This window comes from Agromyces sp. Y182, assembly GCF_059445385.1.
On record NZ_JCAIUF010000001.1, the window covers coordinates 436,167 to 449,033 of the forward strand.

Genomic DNA, 12,867 nt, shown 5'->3' on the forward strand with positions numbered 1-12,867 from the left:
GTCAGACGACGTCGGCGTCGACCCAGTCGAGGGTCTTCGAGACGGCTTTCTTCCAGTTGCGGTCGAGTCGGGCACGCTCCGCGTCATCCATCGACGGAGTCCAGCGCTTGTCCTCCTGCCAGTTGGCGCGAAGCTCGTCGAGGCTCGACCAGAAGCCGACCGCGAGGCCCGCAGCGTAGGCGGCGCCGAGGGCCGTCGTCTCGGCCACGACCGGACGAACGACCGGCACGCCGAGGATGTCGGCCTGGAACTGGAGCAGCGTGTCGTTCGCGGTCGCACCGCCGTCGACGCGGAGCTCGGTGAGGTCGACGCCGGCATCGGCGTTCACGGCCTCGATGACGTCCCGCGTCTGGAACGCGATCGCCTCGAGTGCAGCACGGGCGATGTGGCCCTTGTTCACGAAGCGGGTCAGGCCGAGGAGTGCGCCGCGGGCGTCGGGGCGCCAGTACGGTGCGAACAGGCCTGAGAATGCCGGCACGAAGTACGCACCGCCGTTGTCGTCGACCGACTTCGCGAGCTCTTCGATCTCGGCGGCAGAGGAGATGAGGCCGAGGTTGTCGCGCAGCCACTGGATGAGCGAACCGGTGACGGCGATCGAACCCTCGAGCGCGTAGTGCACCGGCTGGTCGCCGAGCTTGTAACCGACGGTCGTCAGCAGCCCGTTCTTGGAGTGGACGATCTCTTCGCCGGTGTTGAAGATCAGGAAGTTGCCGGTGCCGTAGGTGTTCTTCGCCTCGCCCGTCTCGAACGCGGCCTGACCGAACGTCGCAGCCTGCTGGTCGCCGAGGATGCCGGCGATCGGCGTCTCGCGCAGCAACGAGTGCTCATTGGCCATGCCGTAAACCTCGGAGGACGACTTGATCTCGGGCAGCATCGAGCGGGGCACACCGAAGGCGGCGAGGATCTCGTCATCCCACGCGAGGGTCTCGAGATCCATGAACATCGTGCGGCTCGCGTTCGTGACATCCGTCGCGTGCACACCCCCCTCGACGCCGCCGGTCAGGTTCCAGAGCACCCAGGAGTCGGTCGTACCGAACAGCAGGTCACCGGCTTCGGCCTTCTCACGCGCACCCGGCACGTTCTCGAGAATCCACACGATCTTCGTACCCGAGAAGTACGTCGCCAGCGGCAATCCCACCTTCGCCTTGAAGCGCTCGACCCCGCCGTCGGCCGCGAGCCGGTCGACGATCGCCTGCGTACGCGTATCTTGCCAGACGATCGCGTTGTAAACCGGCTCGCCGGTGTTCTTGTCCCACACGACGGCGGTCTCGCGCTGGTTCGTGATGCCCACCGCCGCGATGTCGTGCCGGGTCAGGTTGGCCTTGCCGAGGGCTTTGCCGATCACCTCGCCCGTATTGCGCCAGATCTCGGCGGGGTCGTGCTCGACCCAGCCTGCCCTCGGGAAGATCTGCTCGTGCTCGAGCTGCCCGGTCGAGACGATCGACCCGGCCTTGTCGAAGATGATCGCGCGCGACGAGGTCGTGCCCTGATCGATCGCGAGAATGTAGTCAGCCATCTGAGAACTCCGTTGCTGTCAGTGAAGCGGGGTGAACGGTGAAGGGGAAGCGGATGCCGCAGCTCAGCCGATGAGCGGTAGCAGCGGGATCGCCGCCCAGCCGGCGACCAGGCCGCCGAGCAAAGGGCCGACGACCGGCACCCACGAGTACGACCAGTCGCTGCCGCCCTTGCCCCTGATCGGCAGCAGGGCGTGCGCGATGCGCGGGCCGAGGTCACGTGCCGGGTTGATCGCGTAGCCGGTCGGGCCACCGAGCGACGTGCCGATGACGATCACGATCAGTGCGACGGGCAGCGCACCGAGCGCCGCGAGCCCGCCGTCGCCCTGGCGACCGCCGCCGAAGCCGATCACGACGAAGACGAGTACGAAGGTGCCGATGAACTCGGTGACGAGGTTCCAGCCGTACGAGCGGATGGCGGGGCCGGTCGAGAAGACGCCGAGCTTGTTGCCTGCCTCGGGTTCGGCGTCGAAGTGCTGCTTGTATGCGAGCCAGACGAAGACCGCTCCGATGATCGCGCCGATCATCTGTGCGGTGATGTAGGTGGCCACGGACAGGGGGTTCACCGGAACGCCGGATCCGAACTCGGTCGCGCCGTTGGCGACGAGACCGACTGTGACGGCGGGGTTGAGGTGGGCACCCGAGGCGTACGACACGATGACGCCGGCGAAGACCGCGAGGCCCCAGCCGATGTTGATCATGAGTGTGCCGCCGCCGAAGCCCTTCGTCTTCGCGAGGATGACGTTCGCGACGACGCCGCAGCCGAGGAGCACGAGCATCGCCGTGCCGACGAGTTCGGACAGGAAGACGATTCCGAGATTGTCCACATTGACCTTCTTTCTTGGGGTGTGGTGCCGGCCTCCGAGACGACCGGCATCGGGAGGCTCCGTCGAAGCTATCTGGCGATTCGGCCCTGAACGTGCCGATTCCGGTGCACATCCGTGCAGATTGCGGCGCCGGCGATCGAGCGCGACGAGAAAGGCAGCGAGCCCTTGCAACGGGATCTCGAGACGTTCGCCGTGTTCACTACTCGATCAACGGGCAGACGCTCGCGGCGCTCGCTCCTCGATCAACGGAGTACGGATGCCTCGAGCTCGACCCCGTGGCGCTCGGCGAGCAGCTCCTGCGTGCCGGCCGTCTCGACGGCGCGACGCTCGAAGTCCCAGCCGAGCTCGGTGCCGACGACTTCGGCGAGTTCCTCGAGCAGCGGCGCCGTCAGCGCGCCGGTGAAGGCGATGCTCGTGCGGCGCAGCACGACGTCGGCGAGGTGCACGACCCGCTCGGTGCCGGCGAGCCAGGCGATCTCGCGCCGGCTGTAGCCCGAGTGGTGCTCGAGGGGTTCGTCCTGCTCGCCCTCGATCGAAGCGATGAAGGCCTCTGCGCGGGTGCCGTAGCGCTCGAGCAGCTCCTCGGCGCGGAGGCGCCCGACCTCGTCGCCGTGGGTGACCGTCCAGACGCGACGGGCGTCGTCGGTCGTCGGATACCCGGCGCCGCCGCCGATCGCGAGGCCGGCGGTCGAGCGAGTGCGTTCATGGCCGAGCAATTGGAGCACCTCGTTCGAGAGGTGTTCGGCGAGGGCGCGGAAGGTCGTCCACTTTCCGCCGACGAGGCTCAGCAGGGTCGTGCCGGGGCGTTCCGGGACATCCGCTCGCTCGATGCGGTAGTCGCGGGAGACGAAGCCCGGCGCCTCATCGTCGTGACGCGGCAGCGGGCGCACGCCCGCGAAGCGGAAGACGATCTGCGAGCGGTCGACGTGCACCGCTGGGAAAACGTGCGCGATGAGTTCGAAGAAGTAGTCGACCTCGGCCTCGGTGCACACGGCGGGCTCTCGCATGTCGTGTTCGAGATCGGTCGTGCCGACCATGACCTTGCCCTTCAGCGGATAGATCAGCACGATGCGACCGTCTTCGTGCTCGAAGAAGATCTCCCGGCCGCCGGTCGCCGCGAGCAGCTCGTCGTTGTCGAGCACGATGTGCGAGCCCTTGGTGCCGCCCATGAAGGCGCTCGGGCGGCCGAGCTCCTCATTGGTGAGGTCGGTCCAGGGGCCCGAGGTGTTCACGACGACGTCGGCGGCGACGTCGAACTCCGCGCCGGTGAGCGTGTCGCGGAGGCGCACGCCCCGCTCGCCCATACCGACGGCTTCGAGGTAGTTCGCGGCGCGGGCGTGCACGCCCGCCGCGACGCCGTCGAACAGCACGTCGAGCGCGAGCCGCTCGGGGTCGTGCATGCTCGCGTCGTAGTAGGTCGCGGTGTACTTGAGGTCAGGGTTCAGGGCGGGCAGCTCGGCGAGCGAGCGCTTGCGCCCGTGGAAGCGGTGCCGTGGCACCTGGCCGCCGCCCCGCGAGAAGGAGTCGTAGATCACGAGGCCCGTCTTGATGAGCGCAGCGCCGCGCTCGGTGGGCTTGCCGGCCTTGTGGGTGAGGAAGCGCAGCGGCGCCGAGAGGATGCCCGAGAAGGTCGAGAAGATCGGCACGGTCGTCTCGAGCGGCTTCACGTAGTGCGGCGCGATGCGGATGAGCGCGTTGCGCTCGGTCACGGACTCCTTCACGAGCCGGAACTCGCCGTTCTCGAGGTAGCGGATGCCGCCGTGGATCATGTGCGACGACGCAGCGGATGCCCCCGAGACGAAGTCGCCCCGTTCGACGAGCACGACGTCGACACCCTGCAGTGCGAGGTCGCGGAACGTCGCGATGCCGTTGATGCCGGCCCCGATGATGAGCACGGATGCCCGCGGCCGGGTGCGGATGGCTGCGACATCCGTTCGCTCGCCGCTCGAGTACGGGCGGGGCTGGGTCGGGGTCGTCTGCTGCGGAGACAAGTTGTCCTTCTCGGGTGTGGAACGGCGGCTTGCACGAGCATGCCTGGTGTGGATGAATACATCGTGAACACGTCGGAACGCATTTGCAAGCCGAGTGAACAAACGTGCAAGGATGAGAGGGATGAGCGAGCAGCACACCACCCCCGACGTCGAGGGCACCGAATCGGTGCCGGGCAAGACGCGCGACGCGCTTCGGGCGGCGCATCTCTACTACATGCAGGACCTCACGATGGATGCCATCGCACACGAGCTGCACACGTCGAGATCATCGGTGTCGCGCCTGCTCAGCCATGCGCGCGCCAGCGGCCTGGTCGAGATCTCCATCCACTCACCGCTCGATCTGCCGAGCCACATCGAGCAGGAGATCCTCGAGCGATTCGAGGTCGGCGCGCATGTGATCCCCGTGCCCGACCATGCGAGCGACGTCGATCGGCTCGACCGCGTCGCGCTCTCGGCTGCACGAATTCTCGGCCGGTTCGTCGACTCGAACCAGACCATCGGCATCGCATGGGGCTCGACGATGAGCGCGATGAGCCGCCACCTCGTGCCGAAGGCCGTGCACAACTCCGAGGTCGTGCAGCTGAACGGCGCCGGCAACGGCCGTACGACGGGCATCGTCTACGCGAGCGAACTGCTGCGCCGCTTCGGCGACGCGTTCGGTGCACGGGTGCAGCAGTTCCCCGTGCCCGCCTTCTTCGACGACCCCGAGACCCGCCGCGCCTTCTGGCGTGAGCGCAGCACACGTCGCCTCCTCGAGCTGCAGGAACGCATGGACGTCGCGCTCTTCGGCGTCGGATCCCCCTTCGCCGAGGTGCCGAGCCACGTCTACCAGGGCGGCTATCTCGAGCGCGCCGACTACCAATCGCTCTCCCGCGACGGTGCGGTCGGCGACGTCGCGACCGTCTTCTATCGCGCCGACGGCTCGACCGACGGCATCGCCCTGAACGAACGTGCGACGGGCCCCGACTTCGCGGTGCTGCGGCGGACGCCCCGCCGAATCTGCGTCGTCTCGGGGCGCGCGAAGCTCCCGAGCCTGCGCGGCGCACTCGCCGCCGGGCTCATCACCGACCTCATCGTCGACGAGGGCACCGCGCGTGCGCTCGTCGAGACTCCGAGTGACGGGGAATAGCTGGGCGCCGCAAGCGTTGATCTAGAATCGATGACAGAAACGTGCTCCGGGGTCGGTGTAAGTCCGAACCGGCGGTGACAGTCCGCGAACTGCGAGCGCGAGGCCGAGAGGCCCCGCACCCGCGGTCGAACCGGTGGAATTCCGGTACCGACGGTGAAAGTCCGGATGGGAGGCGCACGTGTCGGCGGAGCTGTGCCCCGTCGGCGCACGAAGTCGACGACACGGTCGGCAACGCCCAGCACCCCGGAGCCTTGAGACAGGATCACGGATGAGTGCAGGCGAACCTACGGCAGTGGATGTTGCGGCGATGCGTCGCGCGCTCGAACTCGCCGCCCTCGGCCCGGCTCGCGGGGTGAACCCGCGCGTCGGCTGCGTCATCCTCTCTCCCGGCGGGGATGTCATCGCCGAAGGATGGCATCGCGGAGTCGGCACGGCGCACGCCGAGGTCGACGCCCTCTCGAAACTCGCACCCGAAGCAGCCCGGGGGGCCACGGCGGTCGTCACTCTCGAGCCCTGCAACCACACGGGACACACGGGCCCCTGCGCCGTGGCGCTCATCGAAGCGGGCGTCGCCCGCGTCGTCTATGCCGTCGCGGACCCGGGCGACCACTCCTCCGGCGGCGCCGAACGTCTGCGCTCGGCCGGGGTCGAGGTCGACTCGGGCGTGCTCGTCGACGAGGTCGAGGCGATGCTCGACGACTGGCTCTTCGCCGCCCGTCACCACCGCCCGCACGTCACTGTGAAGTGGGCGTCGAGCCTCGACGGCCGCGCCGCCGCCGCTGACGGCACCAGCCAGTGGATCACCGGCCCCCAGGCGCGAGCCGACGTGCACCGACGGCGCGCCGCCGCCGACGCGATCGCGGTCGGCACGGGCACCGTGCTCGCCGACGACCCCTCGCTCACCGCGCGGGATCCTGGCGGCCGGTTCTTCGAGGCGCAGCCGGTGCCCGTCGTCTTCGGCCGGCGCGAAGTGCCGTCGGATGCCGCGATCACCCGCCACCCGCAAGCGCCCCTGTTCTTCGAGGGCACCGACCTGCCCGCCGATCTCGCGGAGCTCGCGCGCCGCGGCATCCGCTCGCTCTTCATCGAAGGCGGCCCGACGCTCGCGAGCGCGTTCATCGCCGCCGGGCTCGTCGACGAACTGCTCGTCTACCTCGCGCCTGCACTCATCGGCGGCCCGCGCCTCGCCCTCGGCGAGCTCGGCGTCGCGTCGATCGACGCCGCGCTCCGCTTCGACTTCGCCGCCATCGAACGGCTCGGCGACGACCTCCTGCTCGTCGCGCGCCCCATACCTACGGAAGGGAACTGACATGTTCACCGGAATCATCGAGGAACTCGGCACCATCACGCGCATCGAGCGCACGGCCGACGCCGCGCGCCTCACGGTGCGCGGCCCGCTCGCCGTAGAGGGCGCGAAGCACGGCGACTCGATCGCCGTATCGGGCGTGTGCCTCACGGTCGTCGACTTCGACACCGAGGGATTCACCGCGGATGTGATGGCGCAGACCCTCGTGATGTCGACGCTCGCCGACGCCGAAGACGGGCTCGCGGTGAACCTCGAGCGCGCTGCCCGCGTCGGTGATCGCATCGGCGGCCACATCGTGCAGGGCCACATCGACGGCACCGCCGAAGTGCTCGAGGTGCGACCGGGCGAGGCGTGGCGGGTCATCCGCTTCTCGCTCGATCTCGCGCACGCGCCGCTCGTCGTCGACAAGGGATCGATCGCGATCGACGGCGTCTCACTCACGGTCAGCGCCGTCGGCGACGAGCCCGACGGTTCCTGGTTCGAGGTGTCGCTCATCCCCGAGACGCTCACGGCGACGACACTCGGCAGCCGCGTCGTCGGCGATCGCGTGAACATCGAGACCGACATCCTCGCCAGGCAGGTCGAGCGGATGCTGCGATTCGACGCTCGATCGCGAGCCGACGAGGTGCAGCCGCGCTCCTCGGTCATCGGGTTCCAGGCAGCGCCGCTCTCGGCGCCCGGGCTCGGGCTCGGGCTCGGGCTCGGGCTCGGTGCGCAGTCGACAGGGGGTGCCGCATGAGCCTCGCCACGATTCCCGAGGTGCTCGACGCGCTCCGCGCCGGCAAGCCCGTGATCGTCGCCGACGACGAAGCGCGTGAGAACGAAGGCGACGCGATCATGGCGGCCGAGTTCGCGACGCAGGAGTGGATCGCGTGGATGGTGCGCCATACGAGCGGCTACCTCTGCGCGCCGATGCCCAACGAACTCGCCGACCGGCTCGCGCTGCCGCTCATGACCGAGCGCAGCGAAGATGCGCGCGGCACCGCGTACACGATCACCGTCGACGCCGCCGACCGCTCCTCCACCGGTATCTCGGCCTCCGACCGGGCGCACACGCTGCGCGTGCTCGCCGACCCCGCATCCACGCCCGACCGGCTGATCCGGCCGGGGCACGTCATCCCGCTGCGGGCGGTCGACGGCGGTGTGCGCGAGCGTGCCGGTCATACCGAGGCGGCCGTCGACCTCATGCGTCTCGCGGGTCTCACGCCCGTCGGTGTCATCGGCGAGATCGTCGCCGACGACGGCGAGATGATGCGGCTACCGGGACTCATCGATCTCGGCGAGCGCGAAGGTCTGCCGGTCACCACCGTCGCCGCGCTCATCGACTGGCTCGAGCGGCACCACCCCGGCTACGATCTCGCGGCGACGCTGCCCGCGGCCTCCGTGCCAGAATCCTCCTCCGTCGACTTCGAGGTCGAGACCGCCCTGCCGACGGAGCACGGGCAGTTCCGCGTTCGCGCCTATCGAGACCGTGCGACCGGCGCCGACCACGTGGCGATCATCGCGGGCGATCCGGCCTCCGTGCCGGGCGGCGCCATCGTTCGGGTGCACTCGGAGTGCCTCACGGGCGAGGCGTTCGGTTCGCTCAAGTGCGAGTGCGGGCCGCAACTCGACGCGGCGCTCGAGACGATCCAGCAGGACGGCGGCGTCGTCATCTACCTGCGCGGTCACGAAGGGCGGGGCATCGGCCTCATCAACAAGCTGCGCGCCTACCGGCTGCAGGAGGACGGCCTCGACACCCTCGACGCGAACCTCGCACTCGGGCTGCCGATCGACGCCCGCGACTACAGCGCCGCGACCGCGATCCTCACCGACCTCGGCATCGACCGGGTGCGGCTGCTCACGAACAACCCTGAGAAGGTTCGACAGCTCGAGGCGCACGGCATCGCCGTGAGCGAGCGGCTGCCCCTCGTCGTCGGCGTCGGCGTCGGCAACACCGGCTACCTCGACACGAAGCGACACCGCATGGGGCACACCATCGACGACCAGCAATTGACCGACGGCGCTGCCGAGACCCTCCTGGAAGGACACCCATCATGAGCAGAGCAGGATCCCCCACTGGCACCGATGCCTCGGCGAACGCCGACGGCCGCGGCCTGACGATCGCCATCGTTGCCGGCAGCTGGCACGAGGAGATCACGAACGGCCTGATCGCCGGGGCGACCCGCACGCTCGAGGCATCCGGTGCCGAATTCTCGCTCATTCGCGTGCCGGGCAGCTTCGAGCTGCCGGTCGTCGCGAAGGCGGCGCTCGAGGCGGGTGCCGACGCGGTCGTCGCCCTCGGAGTGATCATCCGCGGCGGCACGCCGCATTTCGAGTACGTCTCGGCGGCGGCGACCGACGGGCTCACGCGGGTCGCGCTCGACACCGGCAAGCCCGTCGGGTTCGGCCTGCTCACCCTCGACGACGAGCAGCAGGGGCTCGATCGGGCGGGCCTGCCCGGCTCGAAGGAAGACAAGGGCCGCGAGGCCGCCGAAGCCGCCATTTTGACCGTCCGCGCGCTGCGCTCCCTCGGCTAGTTCCCCTCGCTCACCCTGCCATCGCTCCGGGGGTGCATTCCCGTCAGATTCGGGCCCTGAAAGGCCATCCGGCGCCGGAATTGCACCCCCGGAGCGAGCTGTGAGCGCGAGTGCGGAGTGCGAGTGCGGAGCGGGTGCGGAGCGCGCGGGTGCGGAGCGCGCGAGTGCGGAGCGGGTGCGGAGCGCGGGTGCGGAGCGCTTAGGGCTTCCAGACCATGAGCACGACGACCGCGAGAAGCAGCAGCGAGGCGACGCCGCTGCCCGCAGCGATCGCGGGATAGCCGGCCTTCGGCGCGGTACCGTCACCGGCCGCGCTCCCTCCGAGCGCTTCGGCGGCCTTCTTCATCGAGGGCACGACGACGAAGAGCGTCAGAGCGAAGGCGATGACGTAGAGGATGATCGACCAGAGGATCCAGGGCGTCGTGATCGAGAGGTCGAACTCCGCGGGTGCCATGCTCATCGCACCGAACCCGAACACGAACACGAGGAGCGAGAGCCACGAGAAGATCGTCGTGGACTTCGCGAGGACCGCGACCTGCGCCCCATTTCCGGCGCGCACAGCCCGCATCGCGGTCATCGGAAGGATTGCCATCGGGCCGATGATGAAGACGGCACCGGCGACATGCAGAATGCTGATCAGGGTATCCATGGGGCCAGCCTAATGAGGGGCGGATGCCGCGGCATCCGCCATTCGATGCATCCCGTCTCGAGCTGCGCGGCCCGTTCGACGCTTCGATCCCGTCGCTCGGCGCACGATGACGCCCCCGCTGGGGGATCCTCAACGAACGAGGCGTAGGCTAGTGCGGTTGCCACAAGCGACGGTTCCACTCACCGACTCCGCCCGACGCCAGACCGACACGCCCGGAGACCGGCGCTACGCCCACCTCCTTGGAGTCCTCGCAAGCGATGTCCACATCCGCCGCGGCCGCTGCCGCACCCGCAACCCCCGCAACCCCCGCAAATCCGCGCAGCCGAGTCGTGCTCGCGAGCCTCATCGGCACGACGATCGAGTTCTACGACTTCTACGTCTACGCGACGGCCGCGGTGCTCGTCTTCCCGCACCTCTTCTTCCCGACCGGCGACGCCACGACGGCGCTGCTCGCGTCGTTCGCCGTCTTCGGCGCCGCGATGGTCGCCCGGCCGCTCGGCGCGGTCATCTTCGGGCACCTCGGCGACAAGCACGGCCGTAAGGCGACCCTCGTCGGCGCGCTCCTCACCATGGGCGTCGCGACCTTCCTCATCGGCCTGCTGCCGACGTACGCGATGGTGGGCTGGCTCGCGCCGCTCCTGCTCGTGATCCTCCGCATCGCCCAGGGCTTCGCCCTCGGCGGCGAGTGGTCGGGCGCCGCCCTCGTGGCGACCGAGAACGCACCGAAGGGCAAGCGCGCCTGGTACGGCACCTTCCCGCAGCTCGGCGCGCCGATCGGTTTCATCATCGCGAACGGCTTGTTCCTCGTCATCGCCGCGGTGCTGCCGTCGGATGACCCGACGATGCCCTCGCAGGCCTTCCTCGACTGGGGCTGGCGCATCCCGTTCCTGTTCTCGGTCGTGATGGTCATCGTCGGCCTCTGGGTGCGGCTGCGGCTCGTCGAGTCCGCAGCGTTCTCGAATGCCTCGAAGGCCGGCAAGCTCAAAAAGCTCCCCCTTGCGACCGTCTTCAAGGACCACTGGCGCCAGCTCATTCTCGGAACCTTCTTCATGTTGGCGACGTACGTGCTCTTCTATCTGATGACCACGTTCTCACTGAGCTACGGCCGCGCAGCGGTCGAACCGGTCGATGGCGCACTGCCCGGCCTCGGCTACTCGTACAACACCTTCGTGCTGATGCTCATCGGCGGTGTGCTGTTCTTCGGTGTCTTCACGCTGCTCTCAGGGCCGTGGGCCGACAAGTGGGGCCGTCGCAAGACGCTCATCTGGGTCACGCTCGGCATCATCGTGTTCGGGCTCCTCTGGGTTCCGCTCCTCGGCGCGGGGTTCTGGGGCGTCATGGCCTGGCTCGTCGTGGGCTTCTCGCTCATGGGCATGACCTTCGGACCGATGGGGGCGCTCCTGCCCGAACTGTTCCCGACGAACGTGCGCTACACCGGTTCCGGTATCTCGTACAACGTGTCGTCGATCCTCGGTGCGGCCGTCGCCCCGTTCATCGCGGTCGCCCTGTGGCAGGCCGGCGGCGGCAGCCCGTTCTGGGTCGGCATCTACCTCTCCGTGATGGCCGTGCTCACGCTCATCGCGCTCATTGTCTCGAAAGAGACGAAAGACGTCGACATCGACGCCTGAGAGCGCGACGGCGACCGAGGGGCGGATGCTGCGGCATCCGCCCCTCGGTCGTTCGCGCCCTCGTTCCGCGCCTTCCCTGGCTCCCGCCGCTCGACTCCTCGCCCGTCGGGCCGGCTCATCGAGAGGGCGCTTCGTGTCGTCATCGGGCGTCGACAGCGACACGAAGCGCGATCTCGATGGGCGACGCATCCGTTCACGAGATCGTCACACGCGACCCTTCTCGGCCCGCGACGCCCGGCGTAGCATGGCGTGCAACAGGGGCGCCGAGTCATCCGCCGGCACCGTCGACGCTCGGCCGCCCAGGACGGCGGATCGTGCAGATGAACATGACGATGGACATGATGAAGGGCGCCATGTCGTCGTCGGAGATGCCGATGGACGGCATGGATCCGGCGGTCATGCAGGAGTGTATCGAGGCTCTCTCCGCGTGCATGCAGGCGTGCGTGATGTGCGCCGACGCCGACGCGAGCGAGGGCATGGGCCGTTGCGCGAGCCTCTGCGCGAACTGCGCCGACATGTGCGACACGATGATGCGAATGTTGCTGCGCATGCACGGCTGGGACATGCCGGTGATGATGTCGATGATGCAATCGACGACGATGATGGCCCGCGCCTGCTCTGCCGAGTGCATGATGCACGCCGAGATGAGCGAGCACTGCCGTATGTGCGCGTTGGCGTGCGATCAGGCGGTCATGGCGATGGAGAAGATGATGGGCTCGATGAGCGAGGCGATGCCGATGGCGTGACCCTGTGCCGCACGAGTCCCCGTCGGTCGACTCGCGAGCCGAGCGAACAACGTATCGAGACGCGCCCGCCGACACCCCGGCCGTCGCTACCCGTCAGGCGAACGCGACGCTGTACCGCTGCCCGCCCCGGGCGAGCACCCCGTAGATGCCGTGCACGGCGACCGGGTCGCCGATGACGAGCGTGCCTTCGAAGCCATCGTGGTGCCAGACCCGGCACAGCGAGTCGTCAGCGACGTCGGCGACCGTCACGAACCCGTTGGCGCCGACCCCGACGACGATCGCGTCGAGCCACTTGCTCGCCGTCGTCGTCGCGAGGCGTGCCTGCATCGCGTGCAGGCGGTGGCCCGGCCGGTCGCTCCGGCAGTCCGTCGCGCTCTCGCACCCGCGCATGCCCATGACCGTGCCGACGTGCGGCTCGGCGGCAGCGTGCGGTTCGCGGTGCGACATGAGGGCTCCTCGGTGTTCGATGCGGCCACGATACGCGCGCGGCGAACGGATGTCGCGGACCGGTGTAACCCGCCGCAACACTCGCGGCGGGCACGCGACACCCACCGCCGG

12 protein-coding genes and 1 riboswitch are annotated in these 12,867 nt (G+C 69.0%); of the genes, 7 read left to right on the forward strand and 5 right to left on the reverse strand.

The window, feature by feature from the left end; translation table 11 throughout:
- Position 1: 1 nt before the first annotated feature.
- The 3 genes from glpK to AC1C2R_RS02025 form a co-directional block, all read right to left on the reverse strand.
- Positions 2-1,516 carry a glycerol kinase GlpK gene (glpK, locus tag AC1C2R_RS02015; RefSeq protein WP_495350877.1) on the reverse strand — a complete coding sequence of 505 codons (1,515 nt, stop codon included), beginning with the start codon at positions 1,514-1,516 and terminating at the stop codon, positions 2-4.
- A 63-nt stretch (positions 1,517-1,579) separates the two neighbouring features.
- A complete protein-coding gene (locus AC1C2R_RS02020; RefSeq protein WP_495353176.1) occupies positions 1,580-2,293 on the reverse strand; it encodes an MIP/aquaporin family protein in 714 nt (237 codons plus the stop codon).
- Positions 2,294-2,583: 290 nt separating this feature from the next.
- Entirely contained in the window at positions 2,584-4,332 is a 1,749-nt protein-coding gene (locus AC1C2R_RS02025; protein ID WP_495378766.1) for a glycerol-3-phosphate dehydrogenase/oxidase, read from the reverse strand.
- Between the two features lie 121 nt (positions 4,333-4,453).
- Between AC1C2R_RS02025 and AC1C2R_RS02030 the strand changes: the two genes are divergently transcribed.
- The 5 genes from AC1C2R_RS02030 to ribH all read left to right on the forward strand — a co-directional run bounded on the left by AC1C2R_RS02030 (position 4,454) and on the right by ribH (position 9,286).
- The gene (locus AC1C2R_RS02030) at positions 4,454-5,461 is read left to right on the forward strand and encodes a sugar-binding transcriptional regulator (protein WP_495378767.1); all 1,008 of its coding nucleotides are present in this window, start codon (positions 4,454-4,456) and stop codon (positions 5,459-5,461) included.
- A gap of 38 nt (positions 5,462-5,499) precedes the next feature.
- Positions 5,500-5,642: riboswitch (FMN riboswitch) on the forward strand.
- Positions 5,643-5,729: 87 nt separating this feature from the next.
- Positions 5,730-6,770, forward strand: coding sequence for a bifunctional diaminohydroxyphosphoribosylaminopyrimidine deaminase/5-amino-6-(5-phosphoribosylamino)uracil reductase RibD (ribD, locus tag AC1C2R_RS02035; protein WP_495378768.1), 1,041 nt, complete (start codon positions 5,730-5,732; stop codon positions 6,768-6,770).
- Position 6,771: 1 nt separating this feature from the next.
- Entirely contained in the window at positions 6,772-7,506 is a 735-nt protein-coding gene (locus AC1C2R_RS02040; protein ID WP_495378769.1) for a riboflavin synthase, read from the forward strand.
- Positions 7,503-8,807, forward strand: a complete 1,305-nt coding sequence (gene ribA / locus AC1C2R_RS02045) for a GTP cyclohydrolase II (RefSeq protein ID WP_495350882.1) — start codon at positions 7,503-7,505, stop codon at positions 8,805-8,807. Before AC1C2R_RS02040 ends, ribA begins: the two co-directional genes overlap by 4 nt.
- A complete protein-coding gene (ribH, locus tag AC1C2R_RS02050; RefSeq protein WP_495378770.1) occupies positions 8,804-9,286 on the forward strand; it encodes a 6,7-dimethyl-8-ribityllumazine synthase in 483 nt (160 codons plus the stop codon). The genes ribA and ribH overlap by 4 nt, the downstream gene beginning before the upstream one ends.
- 199 nt (positions 9,287-9,485) lie before the next feature.
- Here the strand turns inward: ribH and AC1C2R_RS02055 are convergent, their stop codons facing one another.
- Positions 9,486-9,935 (reverse strand): DUF2269 family protein, encoded by a 450-nt coding sequence (locus tag AC1C2R_RS02055; protein WP_495350884.1) that lies wholly within the window; start codon positions 9,933-9,935, stop codon positions 9,486-9,488.
- 257 nt (positions 9,936-10,192) lie between these two features.
- Here AC1C2R_RS02055 and AC1C2R_RS02060 point away from each other — a divergent pair, with 257 nt between their 5' ends.
- Positions 10,193-11,563: an MFS transporter gene (locus AC1C2R_RS02060; RefSeq protein WP_495378771.1), complete on the forward strand. Its 1,371-nt coding sequence runs from the start codon at positions 10,193-10,195 to the stop codon at positions 11,561-11,563.
- A 320-nt stretch (positions 11,564-11,883) separates the two neighbouring features.
- Positions 11,884-12,309: a four-helix bundle copper-binding protein gene (locus AC1C2R_RS02065; RefSeq protein ID WP_495378772.1), complete on the forward strand. Its 426-nt coding sequence runs from the start codon at positions 11,884-11,886 to the stop codon at positions 12,307-12,309.
- A 93-nt stretch (positions 12,310-12,402) separates the two neighbouring features.
- Here the strand turns inward: AC1C2R_RS02065 and AC1C2R_RS02070 are convergent, their stop codons facing one another.
- On the reverse strand, positions 12,403-12,756 hold the full coding sequence (locus AC1C2R_RS02070; protein ID WP_495378773.1) for a hypothetical protein: 354 nt from the start codon (positions 12,754-12,756) through the stop codon (positions 12,403-12,405).
- Positions 12,757-12,867 lie beyond the last annotated feature (111 nt).